The following is a 19,208-nucleotide window of genomic DNA, read 5'->3' as shown; positions in this document are numbered from 1 at the left end:
TATTTAAGAAAATTATAGAACGATTGGTTTTCTCAACCAAGGTTACCCAAAGCCAACTCAGAGTTTGGGCGACCTAAATTGAGATACCTATATATATAAAATGGAATGAACTTATACAGTTCTAACTCCGTGGGCTTTACTTTCTTGATATCCAGAAGAACTCATTTCAACGAATTCAACATTACCTTTCAATTCAGAAATCTCACGTGCTCCGTTATAAGTCATACCTGAAGCTAAACCTCCTAAGTACTTTTTAATAATTGGCTCAACAGCTCCTTTGTAAGGAACTAGAGTTTTCTCTCCTTCTACAGAAATTACTTCACGAGTCTTTTTATTATCCTTTTTCAATTTGCTAATTGCAGCATCAAAAGAAGCCATTCCTCGATAAGTTTTATACTTCTCTCCTTTTACTGTGATTACTTCACCTGGAGCTTCGTCAGTACCACTTACTATTGAACCAACCATAACATTATCTGCACCAGCACCAATTGCTTTTACAATATCACCAGGTTGTTTGATACCACCGTCACCACAGATTGGAATACGATCACCTACAGCTTCATAAACATCATTAATTGCAGATAATTGAGGTACTCCACATCCTGTCATGATACGAGTTGTACACATAGAACCTGGGCCAATACCTACTTTTAGACCATCAGCACCCCAGTTCAAGAAATCAACAGCAGCATCACGAGTTGCGATGTTTCCAACCAAAACATCAATCTGCTCATAATTAGCTTTAATATATTCTAGACAAACTTTCGTCATCTCAGAGTGTCCGTGAGCAATATCTAACACGATAATATCTACACCTGCATCTGAAAGAGATTGTAGTCTTTCTTCATAATCTTTGATACCTAAAGCAGCTGCACAAATTAGACCTTCTGCTTTTACTTTTTTCACCTCAGCAGCTTGCTCCTCAATTGTTAGGAAACGGTGTAACACACCAAGTCCTCCTAATCTTCCAACCGCGATACACATTTCGGCTTCACAAACGGTGTCCATATTCGCAATAAGAACTGGAATATCAATACTGAAACGTTTAGTCACTTTAGTTCGGAAATTTACATCCCTACGTGAACTGATCGTATTGTATTTTGGAACAATTAAAACGTCGTCGAAGCTATATGCTTTTCTGATTTGCATACTAAATGGTTTTTATTTTTTATCAGGACTATACACTGAACACATTATCAATTATGAAAGTGCTCAAATGTCAATTTAAGGCTAGTGCAAATTTGTCAACTCTAAGTAAGCTGCTTGCTTTGATTTAGCCCCAACTTTGCAAGTTAATAGAAATTGTAACACAGATGTATTTGATTACAATTATTAACACACAATTTCAAATTCCATAAAAAAACCATCCCCGAAAGGATGGCCTTTATATTAATAGTGGATAATTCTACTTATACTAATCAAGGCGAATAACAAGGTCATCTTGTTCTACAAGAGCTCCTTTATCTAAATAGATACTCCCAACTGTACCATCTTTAGGTGCAGAGATTGTACTTTCCATTTTCATTGCCTCGATGACAAATAAGGCGTCATTCTCTTTAACCTCTTGTCCTTTTTTCACTAAAACAGCTGCAATTCTACCTTGGAGAGGCGAACCTACTTCCTCCAAAATATCCGAATTTGCTTTCTGGTTTGAAGACGATTCAATTACTAAAGAATGATCTTTAACCATCAATGTTCTCGTCTTACCATTCAGAGAAAAAGTAACTTCTCTAAATCCATCTTCTGTAGGTTCAGAAACATAAAGAAGTGTTACCAAAATTTCTTTACCTTTTCTCAAAGAGATAGAAATTTCTTCACCGATCTTCATCCCATAGAAGAACGCTTTCGTTGGAATACGAGATACATTTCCATATACTTCAAGGTGTTTCTTAAAGTTATCGTAAACTTTCGGATACAACTTGTATGAAAGGAAATCTAAGAACGTACAATACTTATCATACTTCTGTTTGAACTCTTCAAACTCTTGTTCAAAATCTACAGGTTCAAGGTGTTCATTCGGACGACCTGTAAATGGCTTTTCATCTCCTAGAATAGCTTTTTGCAATTCTTTCGGAAATCCACCATGTACTTGCCCAAGCTCACCTCTGAACAAACTTTTAACAGATTCAGGGAATGATAATTTTGAACCTCTTTTTACGACATCTTCAGCATTTAGATCATTAGAAGTCATAAACAGCGCCATATCTCCAACTACTTTAGAACTTGGTGTTACTTTCACGATGTCACCGAATAATTCATTAGCTGCAGCATAGTTTTCTTTTACTAGCTCAAACTTATCATCTAAACCAAGTGCTCTTGCTTGAGGTCTTAAGTTAGAGTATTGACCTCCAGGAATTTCATGATTATAAACTTCAGCAGTACCTGCCTTCAACCCTGATTCAAATGGATAATAATATTCACGTAAATCTTCCCAATAGTTAGAGAAATCATTTAACTTCTTTAGATCAAACTTTTGCTCTCTTTCAGTTCCGACTAATGAAGCAGCCACTGAGTTAAAGTTTGGTTGAGAAGTTAAGCCAGACATAGCTCCTAGTGCTACATCTACAACATCAACCCCTGCCTCAATTGCTTTCAAATATGTAGCCGATTGTACCGAAGAAGTGTCGTGTGTATGAAGATGAATAGGAAGGTCTACAGCATCTTTCAATGAAGTGATCAATTCTACGGCTGCATATGGTTTAAGAAGACCGGCCATATCTTTAACTGCCAAGATATGCGCACCTTCATCTTCCAATTGCTTCGCTAAATCTATATAATATTGAAGAGTGTACTTCGTGTTATCAGGATTCATGATATCACCTGTGTAACAAATAGTCGCTTCAGCTAAAGAATTCGTTCTTTCTCTAACCGCACGAATACTTGTCTTCATTGCCTCTACCCAGTTCAGAGAATCAAATATTCTGAAAATATCAATTCCATTTTCAGCCGATTTCTCAATAAACATCTCTATCAGATTATCTGGATAAGCCTTATAACCTACACCATTTGAACCTCTGAAAAGCATTTGGAGTAGCATGTTTGGCATCTTTTCTCTTAGGATTTGAAGACGTCTCCAAGGATCCTCTTTCAAGAAACGCATACAAACATCGAAAGTAGCTCCACCCCAAACTTCCATTGAGAATACTTCTGGGTGATTTTTAGCATAACTTTCAGCTACTGCTGATAAATCTTTTGTTCTTACACGTGTCGCTAATAATGATTGATGACCGTCACGGAAAGTAGTATCTGTGAACTGAGCTGCTTTTTCATTTTTCAGCCATTCTACAAATCCATCTCTACCTAAATCATTCAAACGATCTTTATTTCCATATGGATATGGTGAGAATTTATCGTATGAAGGAATGATTGGCTTTCTGAATTGTTTGTTAGGGTCTACAAACTTCACATCAGAATTACCATTTACAACTACATCACCTAGATACTTTAGCGTCTTTGTAGCTGAATCAAAAATTCTTGGCATTTTGAATAGATCTAAGTGATCTTCCAAGAATTTTACGGTAGCTTTTCCTTGAATGAATTCTTCGTTTGTAATTACATTCTGAAGGAATCCGATATTTGTCTTAACACCTCTAACTCTAAACTCTTTAAGTGTACGTAATAAACGAGCACTTGCACGCCCCAATGAAGAACCTCTAGCCGTTACTTTTACAATCATAGAATCAAAGAATGGAGAAATCTTCATACCTGGATAGGCACTTCCTTCATCCAAACGGATTCCATAACCTCCTGCATTACGATACTCAATCAAAGTTCCATAATGAGGTTTAAAGTCATTTTCTGGGTCTTCAGTAGTTACACGACACTGAATAGCAAAACCTTCACAAAGAATTTGATCTTGCTCAGGAATATTTACCATTTCGCTATTTAGCTCATATCCTTTCGCAATTAGAATTTGAGAACGAACAATATCAATCCCTGTAACTTCCTCTGTAATAGTATGCTCTACTTGAACCCTTGGATTTACCTCGATAAAGTAAACATTCTGATCTGCATCAACCAAAAATTCAACTGTACCCGCATTGTTATAACTTACCTGCTTACAGATTTTTTTAGCATACTCATACAGTTTATTTCTTGTTGTCTCAGCAAGAGCGGCACTTGGTGCAATCTCTACTACTTTCTGAAAACGACGTTGTACAGAACAATCTCTTTCAAACAAATGAACCATATTACCATGGTTATCTGCAAGAATCTGTACTTCTATATGTTTAGGATTATCGATGAATTTCTCCATAAAAATGGTATCATCGCCAAATGCTTTAGAAGCTTCACTCTTAGCATCTGGAAATCCTTTTAATAAATCCTCTTTAGTTCGGATGACACGCATCCCACGTCCGCCACCACCTGCTGCAGCCTTAATGATTACTGGATAACCAATTTTCTCAGCTTCAACTAGAGCCGTTTCAATATCTTTTAGATCTGCATCACTATCTTGAATAACTGGAACTTCAGCTTTAATTGCGACTAACTTTGCAGCAACTTTATCTCCTAGCTGCTCCATTACTTCAGGCTTTGGACCAACAAAAATGATCCCTTCTTCTCTACATCTACGAGCAAAGTGAACATTTTCTGACAGGAATCCATATCCTGGATGGATAGCATCTACCCCCTCTTTTTTTGCTAATGCAATAATTTCATCAACATTCAAGTACGGTTTTAGTGGCTCTGACTCATCCCCTATCTGATAAGCTTCATCTGCCTTAAAACGGTGAAGAGAATAACGATCCTCATGTGTGTAGATCGCAACCGTATTAATTTTTAATTCAGATGCTGCTCGTAGAATCCTTATGGCGATTTCTCCACGATTCGCCACCATTAATTTGTTTAGTTTTTTCAGCTGTGTAGACATTGGTTTTCATCTTTCTCAAAAAAGCAGAGAACTACTTCATTGAAAGTTTAACATTCATTTGTTACGAAGCGCCTATTATGTTCTTAGTTATTGGGCCAATTGGCGTCGTGAGTTATGCGAACGAAATAAGTATTAGTTAATATTAACTATTACAATAATATCATTTTTTCATGAAATAGGCAAAAAATCAAACTAAATCACAGTAAAAAGCTATTGTTATTGTGATATTTTTAACACAAAGCATTCTATTCTAAAAATTATTCAACATTAACACCTAAATGATTCATTTTGAATAATGAACTACTCTGATCAAACTTTATTTGAAAGCCATAAAGTATTCCATTTTGTATTTCTTAATACTGAAGATATTTTAAATTAATTGATAAAAAATATGAAGATTACGAGGGTGATCATACATCAATAAGTTGCGCAAAAACAAATACTTTGTACTAACGAATAGTATACTCTATGAATCATTGTAAACTGCTTCTTTAAAAAAACATGAAACGTTAATCAAGCCGAATTCTTCCTTTAAAGCAGACTTATAATTCGAAATCAACTAAAGCCTATTATCTTTGTACAATTAATTTAAAATGTAGAAAAATGAATATTGGCGATAGAGTTAGGCATATGCATGCCCCAGAAGAAGGTATTGTAGTAAAATTTATTTCGGATAAAGAAGTTGAAGTAGAAATAGAAGATGGCTTCAGAATACCATATTTAATTGGGGAATTAGTTGTTGTGTCAAAATATGAAGAGGCTGCTTTTGGTAGTGCAAAACAAGATGCTGATCATGATAGTGATAAATCAATTCCGACACCAAAGGTTTTAGTTTCTGAAAAAGGTATTTTCATAGCGTTTAGCCATGAAAATGACAAACTCCTTTCGGTTTACCTTATAAATAATACTGATCTTGCAATTCCTTTCACTTTCGGGACGGAATCATCCAAAATATATGAAGGTGTTTTCACTGGTGGATTATCACCTAAATCCTCAAAGAAAATACACGAAGTTAATCTAGATAATTTTGAATCTTGGCCTTACTTTATTGTTCAAGCTTTACTATTCAAAAGTGGATTTACAGCTTTAAGAGAGCCATTGGTTAAGAAATTAAAGTTTAGGGCGAATTCTTTTTTTAAGCAGAAAAAAGATATTCCATTGATGGATAAACAAGGTTATGTATTCCAAATAGATACAGATGAAGTTAAGCCACTTGAAATTAAAACAGATGTAATCAAAGAATCTTTATATACGAATGCTGAAGGTGGTCATTCTTTGGCTATGCCACCTAAGCCTAAAGAAGAAATTGATTTACATGCTGAAGCCCTTGGTTTGGATGCTAGCGCTGTAGGTAAAGACAACTTATTGAGTCTTCAGATTTTAGAGTTTGAAAAACAGTTAGATGCAGCAATAGTAAATGGAATGGATGAAATTACGTTCATTCACGGGATCGGAAATGGATCACTCAAGCTAGAACTTCACAGAAGATTGGCTAAACATCCAGATGTTCTCTTCTACAAAGAAGCTAAAAAAGAAAAATTTGGTTTCGGAGCAACGGCTGTAAAAATTAAATAAAAAACTCCTTGAAAGTTCTCTAAATTTACCTTCCATAAAATTTAGAGAACTTTTTAATTTTACTAAACCAACCAAATCATGAGACTAGCAGGCGGAATATTTTTTATCGTACTAAGCATCGTCCTTTACTTCTACAGTGTTCCTAAACTGAATAAAGAATTTGAGATTTATGAAAAAGCAGTTACGACAACTCCTTTTTCTGAGGGAGATACGGTTTTCATCAATGGAAAAGTTTCAAATACAAATCCAAAACTGGTTAAGAATCTGTGTATCGGGAGTAAAGAGGTATTTAAAAGTTTCGGGAAATACAACGGTTTCTCTCCTATCGAATTTTATGTACCAGAATTTTTGACTGTAAACTTTAATTCTGACTCGGTAAAAGTAAACTTCAAAGAAATTCCTTTCCGAGGAAGTAAGGTTACACATATTCCTTTAGAAGAAAAAACTGAAGAAAATACAGCTATTAGATTAAAAGGTCTAAAGGCTAATGCTCCAATTCTTTTGATTGGTACTGTAAACGAAGATCAGACTGTAGATGTAATGTACAGCTTCTCAGGTTCTTTAGAAGAATATCAATCATATATTCATGAAAATGGAAAAGGACTCGTAATGCAAATATGTGGAAGTGTCGGATTAATTGGCGCATTACTAGTCATTCTTGGAATATTCGGGAGGAAAAAGAAACGAAAAGCATTTCTTTCATAGATTATAATCATTTTTTAATAAAAATTATTTAAAGTATTTTCTACACTTAATAATTTTTATTAGCTTTCTATCAATCTAGAAACATCTAGCAAATTTCAACTATTATTCATTTCTCTAAACTGTTATATGCTATGAAATTTGAAAATGCTATTTCTCAATTAAATGAAGACTTTAGTACTAATCCTTTAGTACTAACAGCACCAATGGGACATGCAGGTTCCAATAAAAGACTAAAAGACTTAGCTGATGCCGCTGTGGAAGACCACAAAAACACGGGTAAATCTTTTGAAGTCTATGAAAAAGAATTAATCTCCCTTCTTAATGCTCATGAAGTAAAAAACATAGAAGGACTTACAGAACAATTTGAAGGATTCTGGGAAGTTAGTAGCAACTAATTGAGAAGATTTTTCGAATTATGATTACGACTCCAAACTAAAAGTTTGGAGTTTTTTTATGCTCAATAACAGGTAATACTATTTTATCACATCAATAAACCTTATTACCCAAAAACCCAGCTATACCCGTTTAAGTAAGGTTTATCCACAAAAAATCCATTTATTATAAATACACAACTGCCAAAACTAACTTTTTAAAATATTAGAACTATGACTGTAAAGACTTTTAAATGGATCTTGATCACTTCCCTTCTTCTAATTTCAAATTTCAGTTTTTCTCAAACAGACTACATCCTAGAACTAGAAGAAAAACTCAAACTAGAAAACACTGAAGATACGATAAGAGTAAAAGACCTTTCTTACTTGAGTTTTAGTCTTTGGCAGTTTGCTCCAGAAAAAGGAATCTCTTATGGTCTTGAAGCTATTGAGTTAGCAAAAAAGCTAAACTTTGAGCGAGGAATCGCTATATCCTACAGGGCAATAGCTACATGCTATTACGGAATGGGTGAATTAGAAAAAGCTACAGCATATAATCTGAACTGTCTAGAGATCGCTGAAGAATTAAAAGATCAGAATCTGATACTTTCGACTCTTACTAACTTGGGAAACTGCTATGTAAGTAATAAGGACACGATAAAAGCCATCAAATACTATAAGGAATCAGCTAACAGAAGTAATGAAAATGAATTATCACCAATGCTGTTAAACAATATCGGGATCATTTACACTGATCTTTATAAGTTTGACTCCGCCTTGCTATACCTCAACTCTGGGATCAGAATTGCCAGAGAAAATAAGAATACAAATGAGTTGACATTACTTCTTCTAAACAAAAGTGAGTCATTAATCAAAAACAATAAATTAGATCTAGCTGAAAGTCACTTACAAGAATCAGAACCGCTTCTAAAACAACTAAACAGTAGTTACTACAACGCCTTCTTTCATAATGTAAAAGCACTACTTTATGAAAAAACAAATCGACTAAAACTAGCTGAGGATCATTATAAAAAAGCAATTGAAATAGCTCAAGAATTTGGTTTTAAGGAACAAGAACTAAAGTTTCATGACTTTCTGGCTACACTTTACGAAAGAGAGAATAAATACAATCAAGCCTATCATACTTTAAGGACATTTATAAAATTAAGTGATGAATCCTTTTCTGCTGAAAGAACAAAGCAAATAGCTGAAATGGAAGCGAAATATGAAAAAGTTAAAGCTCAGAAAGAGAATGAACTCCAAAAGCAGCAACTACTTTTACAAGAGCAAGAAATTGAAGCTCAATTAAGAATTCGAAATGTTTTTATTGCGGCATTCATCTTATTTCTTCTTATGGCAATTGGCCTACTTTACAATAATAGCCAAAGAAAAAAAATGAATATCATCCTCAGAAAACAACAAAAAGACTTACAAGATCAAGCTGATACACTCACAGAATTTAATGAAGAGATTCAATCACAAAAAGTGGTTTTAGAAGAAAGCAACAGCCTTCTCCAAGAAAAAAACATTCAGATTACTGATAGTATAAAAGCGGCAAAGAGCATGCAGGAAGGATTACTACCTTCAAGAAAAGAGCTCTTAAATAGTTTTCAAGAGGTATCTAATATTTATATCCCGAAAGATATAGTTTCAGGAGACATTTATTGGTATAAAAAAATAGGAAAGACAACAACAATAGCGGTTATAGACTGTACAGGTCATGGAGTTCCCGGAGCATTTATGTCTATGAAAGCATATACTTTATTGGAGGCTGTTATACATGAATTTGGAAATTCAGATACTGCCAATATTCTAAATCAAATGCAGAATAGACTTTCTGAGACACTAGATCACTCTGAAAACCTAAATGAAATAGGAATGGATGTCGTTCTTTGCTGCATAAAGGAAGAAAAAGAAGAATGCTACAAAGTGCAATTTGTAGGAGCTAAACGACCTTTATACTATACTCAAGGAGGAAAACTATTAAAATTAAAAGGAGATAATCTTTCTATTGGGATTAGAAGCTCATCAAAATCAGAATCAGTTTTTACAAGCCAAGAACTTTCACTTTCTAAGGGAGACATTTTATACCTTACAACAGATGGATATGTTGATGCGTCAAATAGTCAAAGAAAGAAAATAGGTAGTACAAACTTCGAAGACCTTCTCGAAGTCATAAAATCAAAGAAATTAGCCACTCAAAAAGAAATACTAACAAGCACCCTCAATAGACATATATCGGACACAGCCCTTAGAGATGATATTACAATTTTAGCCGTAAAATTATAATCTAAAACCCCCATTTCTTAAGTAATAAGAAATGGGGTTTAATTTATAGTTAAACTTCAACAATCTAGTCCTTAAGCCATTCATACATTTCGTAATGCTCTTTACTCATTCCTATCTGTTCATAAACGGCTTGAGCTTTTACATTTTGTTTATCTACGTAAAGCCTGATTCCTTTTAATTTATCATCCTTTTTAACCTCACTCTTTAACCTATCATACATCATTTTGAATACCCCCTTATGTCTGTATTCATTTTTGATAAATAGAGAATGTATCCAAAGTACAGTACCATTTCTCCAATCACTCCACTCTTTCAAGACTAGTAAGTTTCCAATAACTTTATCATCTAATCTTGCTACAACGTAATAGCCTGCTTCGGGATGATCAAACAAATTATTAACTCCCAATTCAACTGTTGGTCGGTGTAAAATTAAATCTTCAGTCTCCAATGCCATTTCAACTTGTGCATTGATAATACTCGGAAGATCATCGGCTGTAGCTTTTTCTACCTGAATACGATCGTGAAGCGTCATCACTTTAGGTACTTTCGCATTTGCAGTTCCTCTTAATCTCCTCAAAATACTTGACGAGCGAATTCCTTTGCCATGTTTCCTTGTATATACGTAAGTGAAAATTGCACCAAAGAAAAGCACTTGAGAAGTATAAAATGTCCATAACATTACGATAACTAATGAACCTGCAGCACCATAGGATGATGTAAAATCTACTTTAGCCAAATACCAACCAATTCCTAATTGTCCCATCCACATTAGAGAAGCCGTAACAAAACCACCAAATAAAGCATCTCTAAATTTGATTGCAGCATCTGGTAAATACTTAAAGATTAATGCAATAATCATAGATGTAAAAACAAGTGAATAACTTGTCTTTAAGGAATGCATTAACTCTGTGGTATAATCTGGAACAAGCGTTTCAAAGAATTCATTGATCGCAAATAAAGTAGTTTCAAATACAAGGGAAATACCTATTGAGAACGCTAATGCTAGGATAAGCATCAAAGCTAGGAAACGATCAAAGATTGCTTGAAGTATAGTTACTTTTTTATGCTTATGAACTTTCCAAAAAGTATTTAAGGAGTTTTGTAATGTATAAACGGCAAGAGTAGCTACAAAAAATAAGACTAGGGTATTTATTAAGGCTATATTCGTCTGCCCTCCTACTGAAGACAAATTATGTAAAATGAGGTCAAATTGAGCACTTACATCTTCTGAAGTAAACTCTGATATCTGTTCGACAATTGCTTGCTTTACCGTTTCTTCTCCTAAAAAAGGACCTGCTGCAGTGATTATGATGTAGAGTACAGATGGAAGTGATAAAATCATATAGTAAGTAAATGCAGCAGCTTTACTGATTGCATCATCCTCTATATATTCTATTATCGTTTCTTTTAACAAGGTAAAAGTATCAACAAGCCATATCCATAACCTGATCAGTGTCTTTTCCAAGAATGAGACTTCAGGGTCTTCAACTCTCTTCTTGATATTACGATTCCATCGTTGTATCTGAATTCCAATACGTTTTATGTCATTAAGAATACTCATAGACATCAAGCTCATCATCAATCTCTACCCTAAATAAAAAAATATATAATTTTAAATTTACGAAAATACAAAGATAAATTGTATAATTCTAAATGGCTTTTGTAGTTATCAATTCTTAAAAGCCGTTTTCCAGAAAGAATATATATTATATATCTTTTGTAACTTTTTGATTCTAAAAAGGTTGTCAGAGTAAGACAGCACTATTAATTTTCTATTATGAACAACACTCGATTAAAATCTTCCCTTTCTAATTTAGTTGAAGAAAGCTTGAATAAACAAGTTGAACTTGAAGATCTTTCATCTCAATTCTATTTATCATGCGCTTCATGGTGTGAAATTCAAGGGTATCAAAACGCTGCCAAATTCTTATATGAACATGCTGAAGAAGAACGCATGCATATGCTTAAAATATTTAAGTATATAAATGCTGTTGGTGGTCATGCTTTAGCCGCTGAAATTAAAGATATCCAGACATCCTTTAGCTCACTTAGAGAAATTTTCGACCAGTTATTAGAACATGAAATTAAGGTAACTAAATCAATCAATCATTTAGTAGATCTTTGTTTTCAAGAAAAAGACTGGGGAACATTCCAATTCTTAGAATGGTTTGTAGCCGAACAACGAGAAGAAGAAGAAACGGCGAGAAGAATTATTGAAGTATTTGAGTTAATTGGAGAGGATCATCCACAAGGTAAATGGTTAATTGATCAAGAATTAGGCAAAATGGTTGAAGGTGGAGGAAGTTCTGCTGAGGTATAATTCCTAATTCTTAAAAGACAAAAGGCACATTAATCTGAATTAATGTGCCTTTTCATTTTTACTTAGCTTTATATTAGTTTGTCTCAAAAGTTGTCAGAACAGCCTCTAATTCTCTAATAAATGGCATTTTATCTTTACTAGGTGCGTAAACAAAGCCTTCAACATAATATAGACGCTTATTCTCATCATCTGTAACCGTATAACTCACGAAAGGTCCACCCATTGTTTGACTATACGTTTGCCAATGCCCTCTTAATTCTCTAGCAAACTTCCCATCCAGCTCAGTAACTTCAGTATCAGGACGGAATCTGTCTTTTAAAGTGATTACATAAGAATCTTTTTTAGCAGGGTTTCCGTAAATGAATTTTTTACAAAGAGAATCTCTAAAATGAATTACTGAATCATAATCAAACTCTTTCTCCGACTCATAATCTTTATACGCTACAATAAGGTATTTATCCCACTTTACATCTGGTTGTCTCAACCAAACAAACTGAGCCGTATCTTTTGCTATTTTATATCCATCAGGAATATTTAGAGAGAAACCATGTTCTTTCTTTAATTCATTTTTAAGATGCGTGTTAAATATCATCTTTTCATTAATACGGGCGATATCTGCATCAGCAAAGAACTTATGAATTGACTGTTTGTTTTTCTTCAGGAGTTTCATCAACTCACGGTCAGAACCACTTACAATATTTAATACTTTCTGACCTCTTGCATAAATATCAGTTCCCGCAGACATGTATGCTTCACCAGTTTCTACAAACTTATCCTGCATAGCTTTTCCATAAAACTCTTTCAATTTTTCTGTATCAGAAGAATTAGACTCGAGAGAAGTAATGAAAACTAGATTTTTTGTACGTTTTAGGACTCTATTAAAACTTTTAGGTCTGATATAACTAACATTGAAACGTGTCTCATTTTGTAAGAGACCAGGCATTGTTTCATTAAATATTTTTCTCACTTCAGCACCCAATTCTCCTTCCCACTTAGCAGAGTCCATAAGAAGGTAAATCTCTCCAATAGCTCCATTAGCTGATGGTAATGCATAATTTGTAGTATCCGCTACTTTTTCTTTTCCCTCTTTTTTAGAATTACAAGAGCTTAAAAAGGTGACTGCAATTATCGAAAACGCAAAGAATAACTTCATTAATTTCTTCATAAGAATATCGTTGATGTTAGTGTTTTTTAGCCTAATGATTTAAGTTTTAATCAATATAAAAGCTTCTACCTATAATCCAAAATTTAAAGGTAGAAGCTACATTTTAATGTACGTTATATGTTACTCCTTCAAGATTTTCAATTCCTGAAATTAATTCATTTGAAGGATCTATTTTAAACTTTCTATTCAAGAAATTTAGAATGATTTTCTCTTTCTGGTCAATGATTTCAAAGTTGACATCACACTTCCCTTGGTTATTTTCAAAAAGCGTGAGTAATTCCTTCATCAATACTTCATTCAAATCTTCAATATTGATTCTAAGATCAACTGAATTGATGAATTTGTCTTTCATTTCAGACAGATGCATAATTGACTTAGGCTGAAGCTCCCATTGTCCTTTATTCCTAAAACTCTCTTTTACTCGACCAGTAATGCATACAAATTCACCTGGGTTCAGCATATGCTTATTGAGGTTAAATGCTTCTCCAAACATTGCCATCCCAGTTACGCCATCATAGTCTTCCAGTGAGAACAAGCCAAACTTGTTACCATTCTTACTTTCCAAAATTCTTACATCAGAAAGCATTCCTCCAACCTTAATCTCTTGGTTTTGGTGTTGATCAATACGAGAAAGTGGTACACAAAGATTATCAATCTCAGTTTTATACATATCTAGTGGATGACCTGAGATAAAGAAACCTACTACTTCTTTTTCATGTCTCAATTCCACCAACTGACTCCACTTATCACACTCTGGAAGCTTAGGTTTTGGCATTTCAACCCCACTACCCGCTCCAAAAAGAGAAATCTGAGCCGAAGACTTTTCTGCTTGGAATTGGTTACCATATCTCAATAGCTTTTCGATACCATTTAAGCGATCACCTTCTGGAGTATGGAAAAATTGTGCACGATGTAGTCCTTTGAATCCATCAAAACCACCTCCATAAGCTAAACCTTCCATAGCTTTTTTGTTAACTGCTTTTAGGTTAACACGCTCTACAAAATCATGGATATTTTTATAGCTACCATTATTTTCTCTTTCTTCAATAATGGCATTAATAGGACCTTCTCCAACCCCTTTAATTGCTCCCATACCAAATCGAATTGCACCTTCTGCATTTACAGTAAAGTCCATTCGAGATTCATTGACATCTGGACCAAGTACATCGATCTTCATCCTCGCACATTCTTCCATAAAGAAGGTTACCTTCTTGATGTCGTTCATATTGTGCGTAAGAACGGATGCCATATATTCTGAAGGATAATTCGCCTTCAAGTATCCAGTATGGAAAGCTACCACAGAATAACAAGTTGAGTGAGACTTGTTAAAGGCATAAGCTGCAAATGCTTCCCAGTCTTTCCAAACTTTCTCCAGACGTTCAGGATTATGACCTCTTTCTGTTCCCCCTTCAATAAACTTAGGCTTCAGCTTTTCTAGTAAGGCAAAGATTTTCTTACCCATAGCCTTACGTAGCATATCGGCTTCACCTTTGGTAAAACCTGCCAAAGACTGAGACAGAAGCATTACTTGCTCTTGATAGACAGTAATACCGTATGTTTCCGCAAGATATTCTTCCATTTTATCCACGTCATAGGTGATTTCTTCTTCACCATGCTTACGTGCAATAAAGTTTGGAATATATTCAAGAGGCCCCGGACGATACAAGGCGTTCATCGCAATCAAATCAGCAAACTTATCGGGAACAAGTGAGCGCAAGTGCTTCTGCATACCCGGAGACTCAAACTGGAATGTACCATTTGTTTCACCTCCTTGATACAACCTATACGTTGGGTGGTCATTCAGAGGAATATCATCGGTATCAATTAAAACACCATGATTTTCCTTAATCATTTTGATGGCATCTTTGATGATGGTCAAGGTTTTCAAACCTAAGAAATCCATCTTCAACATACCCGCATCTTCTACCACCGAGTTATCAAACTGAGTCACTAGAAGGTCAGCATCTTTTGCCGTAGATACAGGAATAAAGTTGGTGATATCATCGGGAGTAATGATGACCCCACATGCGTGAATCCCCGTATTACGAACCGAACCTTCAAGTACACGAGCTGTATTCAGTACATTTCCTTCAAGGTTGTCTTGTTCAGAAATCTCTTTCAATTGACGAGCCATCTCCATTTGTTCAGAGTTTAGTTTCTCTCGGAGTTGGTTATCATCCATTTTGAAGAGTTTCCCCAATTTCATATCGGGAACAAGCTTTGCTACCCTATCCGAATCCGATAAAGGTAAATCTAGTACCCTAGCTGTGTCACGAATAGATGACTTGGCAGCCATAGTACCATAAGTAATGATATGAGAAACCTGCCTTGAGCCATATTTATCAACTACCCAGTTAATAATATCTCCACGCCCTTCATCATCAAAGTCAATATCAATATCGGGCATGGATACACGATCGGGATTCAAGAAACGCTCAAATAGCAAATCATATTTGATCGGGTCGACATTGGTAATACCAATACAATAAGCAACAGCAGAACCTGCAGCAGATCCACGACCAGGACCAACCGAAACGCCCATATCTCTTGCACTAGACGTAAAATCTTGTACAATAAGGAAGTAACCCGGATATCCTGTATTCTCAATAATCATCAACTCAAAGTCTAAACGTTCTCTGAGTTCTTTTGTCATTTCACCATATCGATCTTTTGCTCCGATATAAGTCAAATAACGTAAGTAGTTATTCTCCCCTCGTTTTCCTCCATCTTCATCGTCCAATGGATCTTTAAACTCATCGGGAATATCGAAGGCAGGAAGTAGCACATCACGTGCTAACTCATAACCTTCAATTTTATCATCAATTTCTTTGGTTGTACGAATTGCTTCTGGCAAATCATAGAAGAGTTCTTTCATCTCATCTGGAGACTTGAAATAGAACTCTTGATTTGGGAAACCAAAACGGAATCCTCTACCTCTACCAATTGGCGTATCTTGCTTTTCACCGTCTTTTACACAAAGAAGGATATCATGGGCATTTGCTCCTTCTTTGTCCATATAATAGACATTATTTGCAGCAAAATATTTCACGCCATATTTCTTTGCAAAACCAATTAAAACACCATTTACATAATCTTCTTCTTCAAGACCATGACGCATCAATTGGATATAGAAATCATCTTGGAATGTTTCTAGCCACCAAATAAACTCTTGTTCTGCTTGCTCCTCTCCTACGTTTAGAATAAGATGGTTAATTGGACTATCCAATCCGCCTGTTGTCGCAATTAAGCCTTCTTTAAACTCAACAAGAATATTCTTATCAATACGTGGAAAACCCGCATAATATCCAGAAATGAAAGCTTCAGAAGCTAACTTTGCAAGGTTATGGTACCCTGCCTTATGTTTGGCAATAAGGTTCTGAGTACGCCTTCTATCTGGATTGTCTTTCGTAAACTTTTGCTTTGTTCGATCTTCAGATAAGAAGAATTCACATCCTACAATAGGTTTTATATCTGCTTTAAGAGCTGCTCTTACAAAATGGAAAGCCGCATACATATTACCCATATCGGTAAGTGCGACAGAAGTCATTCCCATTTCCTTAGCCTTATCTACAATCGCATTGATTTCACAAGTGGCTTGAAGAATTGAGAATTGGGAATGTAAATGTAGGTGTGTAAAAGGCTCATCTTTTAATTCAGCTAAAGCTGCTTCTTTATCAATAGAACCACCAGCTTTACTTGCAGACTCTTCTTGATGTACAAAGTTTGCTTCGTCTAGTTCTGGAGCTTCATAGACAATATCTTCAACTGCAATACCATTAAGAGGCTCAACGACACCTTCAGCTATTAGACCAAAGAAACATTTGGTAGTTGCATGAACGTCATATGCGGCATCATGGGCTGCGTCAAATTCTTCACCAAATAACTTAACGTGAAGCTCAGTAAGCGTAGGCCATTTGAATTTACCGCCACGCCCACCAGGGATAGCACAAAAATCAACCGATACATCTTTGGTATCAATGGTTCCTGTTTCTAATAATTGACTTTCTACGCCTGTACGATAGAACTCTGAACCCGTCACATTGATATCGAAAATAACATTGTGACCGATCAGTTTATCAGCTCTAGCGACATCCTTTGCAAAAATTTCAAGTACTTCAGAAAGATCATGACCTTCATTGATCGCTCTTTCTGTCGTGATACCATGAATCTTGGTTGCATTAAATGGAATACTGAATCCTTCAGGTTTTACGATCAAGTTTTCTGCATTGATCAAATTACCTTTGTCATCATGTAATTGCCAAGCCAACTGGACAAGACGGGGCCAGTTATCAAGGTCTTCTATTGGTGCATTAAAATTCTTCGGTAAACCTGTGGTTTCCGTATCAAATATTAGATACATGTATTGCTAAGCTAGGCTGTTAACTACTAAATCCTCAAAATTAGGCGAACGGCTAATGATCGCGCTAACATTTTTGTATGACTATACAACAGAATTTCAGCATTCTGGTGTAAATGAATAACAAAAATATGAAAATTCTCATCTTAATGTGTATCTAGCTCAAAATAGATGGGGTGATAGCGATAGGATTTGAATACCTTTGCAATTGAAATATTTTGAATAAAAAATGGACAAACAGATTCTTCGCTTAGCTATACCAAACATTATCAGTAACATTACAATACCGCTATTAGGTCTTGTAGATATGGCTTTACTAGGTCATCTAGATTCTGAAGTTTACTTGGGAGCGGTGGCACTTGGGACTATAATCTTTAACTTTTTATACTGGAGTTTCGGATTCTTACGTATGGGAACTACAGGATTTACGGCGCAAGCTTACGGACAGAAAAACTTTGAATTAGCTCGATTCACGCTTCTTCGAGGATTAGTAATTGCTGCAGTAGGAAGTTTAGCACTCATTTTATTACAAGTCCCAATTGAGTATCTATCATTTAAAATATTGAAAGGTAGTGATGAGGTCGTTTCATTTGCACAAGACTATTTCTATATCCGTATTTATGCAGCACCTGCCACAATAGGATTATACGCCCTTTTGGGTTGGCAAATTGGGATGCAAAATGCTAGATACCCAATGATTATTACGATTCTAGGAAATGTACTCAATCTTGGGTTTAGTGCTTGGTTTATTTACGGCTTAGGAATGAAATCTGATGGAGCAGCACTCGGAACTGTTGTCGCTCAATATATAGGTTTTGCAGTAGCACTTTACTTTTCAATGCGTATTGATAAAGACCTTTTCAAAGCCATAGATTGGAAGAAAATTCTGCATAAATCAGAAATGATTCCATTTTTTAAAATGAATAGAGATATCTTCTTAAGAACACTTCTACTCATTCTAGTATTGAATTACTTTACAGCTGTTTCTGCTGAAAGTGGTGATTTGATTTTAGCCTCAAACACACTTCTTCTTCAGTACTCTATGTTTTTCTCTTATCTGATTGATGGTGTTGCATACGCTGGCGAAGCACTTACAGGAAAATATATCGGAGAATCAGACTTCAGCAAGCTTAAAACCTTGATTAAAAAGCTGCTTATCTATGGAACAATTCTTAGCCTTATATTCAGCTTAGTTTATTATGTTTTCGGAATCGACATTTTAAGATTGTTGACTTCAAATGAGAAAATCATAAATCAATCCATGCCATTTATGAAATGGGTTATTCTCATCCCCATTGTAAGTTTTGCATCCTATGTTTGGGATGGTGTATATATCGGTGCTACAGCAGGAAAAGAAATGTTGATTACTATGGTTTTATCTGCCATTATATTTTTCTTCATCCCTTATTTCATTCTAAAGCCAGAATATGCAAATCATGGTTTATGGATTTCATTACTTATCTTTTTATTTGGCAGAGGTTTCCTTCAGACTATTTTCTGGAAAAGAATTAATGTGCGAATCAGTCATTAAGACTCTTACTTAAGAGAAACCGATT

Annotated in this window: 11 protein-coding genes; 6 read left to right on the top strand and 5 right to left on the bottom strand. The window is 35.1% G+C overall.

The window, feature by feature from the left end; genetic code table 11:
* Nucleotides 1-111: 111 nt before the first annotated feature.
* Together BC781_RS19015 and BC781_RS19010 are read right to left on the bottom strand one after the other, a co-directional pair.
* Nucleotides 112-1,149, bottom strand: a complete 1,038-nt coding sequence (locus BC781_RS19015) for a guanosine monophosphate reductase (protein ID WP_109620802.1) — start codon at nucleotides 1,147-1,149, stop codon at nucleotides 112-114.
* Nucleotides 1,150-1,414: 265 nt separating this feature from the next.
* Nucleotides 1,415-4,870: a pyruvate carboxylase gene (locus tag BC781_RS19010; RefSeq protein WP_109620800.1), complete on the bottom strand. Its 3,456-nt coding sequence runs from the start codon at nucleotides 4,868-4,870 to the stop codon at nucleotides 1,415-1,417.
* A 603-nt stretch (nucleotides 4,871-5,473) separates the two neighbouring features.
* Between BC781_RS19010 and BC781_RS19005 the strand changes: the two genes are divergently transcribed.
* The 4 genes from BC781_RS19005 to BC781_RS18990 all read left to right on the top strand — a co-directional run bounded on the left by BC781_RS19005 (nucleotide 5,474) and on the right by BC781_RS18990 (nucleotide 9,810).
* Nucleotides 5,474-6,445, top strand: a complete 972-nt coding sequence (locus BC781_RS19005) for a Smr/MutS family protein (RefSeq protein ID WP_109620798.1) — start codon at nucleotides 5,474-5,476, stop codon at nucleotides 6,443-6,445.
* A gap of 78 nt (nucleotides 6,446-6,523) precedes the next feature.
* Entirely contained in the window at nucleotides 6,524-7,150 is a 627-nt protein-coding gene (locus BC781_RS19000) for a hypothetical protein (protein ID WP_109620796.1), read from the top strand.
* Between the two features lie 131 nt (nucleotides 7,151-7,281).
* Nucleotides 7,282-7,545, top strand: coding sequence for a hypothetical protein (locus tag BC781_RS18995; protein WP_109620794.1), 264 nt, complete (start codon nucleotides 7,282-7,284; stop codon nucleotides 7,543-7,545).
* 210 nt (nucleotides 7,546-7,755) lie between these two features.
* On the top strand, nucleotides 7,756-9,810 hold the full coding sequence (locus BC781_RS18990; protein WP_109620792.1) for a SpoIIE family protein phosphatase: 2,055 nt from the start codon (nucleotides 7,756-7,758) through the stop codon (nucleotides 9,808-9,810).
* A 64-nt stretch (nucleotides 9,811-9,874) separates the two neighbouring features.
* Here the strand turns inward: BC781_RS18990 and BC781_RS18985 are convergent, their stop codons facing one another.
* Nucleotides 9,875-11,371, bottom strand: coding sequence for a YhjD/YihY/BrkB family envelope integrity protein (locus BC781_RS18985; RefSeq protein ID WP_158281525.1), 1,497 nt, complete (start codon nucleotides 11,369-11,371; stop codon nucleotides 9,875-9,877).
* A gap of 216 nt (nucleotides 11,372-11,587) precedes the next feature.
* Between BC781_RS18985 and BC781_RS18980 the strand changes: the two genes are divergently transcribed.
* Nucleotides 11,588-12,130 carry a ferritin gene (locus BC781_RS18980; RefSeq protein ID WP_109620788.1) on the top strand — a complete coding sequence of 181 codons (543 nt, stop codon included), beginning with the start codon at nucleotides 11,588-11,590 and terminating at the stop codon, nucleotides 12,128-12,130.
* A 73-nt stretch (nucleotides 12,131-12,203) separates the two neighbouring features.
* Here the strand turns inward: BC781_RS18980 and BC781_RS18975 are convergent, their stop codons facing one another.
* Both BC781_RS18975 and dnaE read right to left on the bottom strand, forming a co-directional pair.
* The gene (locus BC781_RS18975) at nucleotides 12,204-13,295 is read right to left on the bottom strand and encodes a DUF4837 family protein (RefSeq protein ID WP_109620786.1); all 1,092 of its coding nucleotides are present in this window, start codon (nucleotides 13,293-13,295) and stop codon (nucleotides 12,204-12,206) included.
* A 103-nt stretch (nucleotides 13,296-13,398) separates the two neighbouring features.
* The gene (gene dnaE / locus BC781_RS18970; protein ID WP_109620784.1) at nucleotides 13,399-17,655 is read right to left on the bottom strand and encodes a DNA polymerase III subunit alpha; all 4,257 of its coding nucleotides are present in this window, start codon (nucleotides 17,653-17,655) and stop codon (nucleotides 13,399-13,401) included.
* A gap of 226 nt (nucleotides 17,656-17,881) precedes the next feature.
* On the opposite strand from dnaE, the gene BC781_RS18965 reads away from it, so the two are divergent.
* Nucleotides 17,882-19,183: an MATE family efflux transporter gene (locus tag BC781_RS18965; RefSeq protein WP_109620782.1), complete on the top strand. Its 1,302-nt coding sequence runs from the start codon at nucleotides 17,882-17,884 to the stop codon at nucleotides 19,181-19,183.
* Nucleotides 19,184-19,208: the final 25 nt, after the last annotated feature.

The sequence above is a fragment of the Sediminitomix flava genome, assembly GCF_003149185.1.
GTDB classification, from domain to species: domain Bacteria; phylum Bacteroidota; class Bacteroidia; order Cytophagales; family Flammeovirgaceae; genus Sediminitomix; species Sediminitomix flava.
Note: the sequence above shows the minus strand (reverse complement) of the source record. Positions and strands in the feature narration are given on the sequence as shown.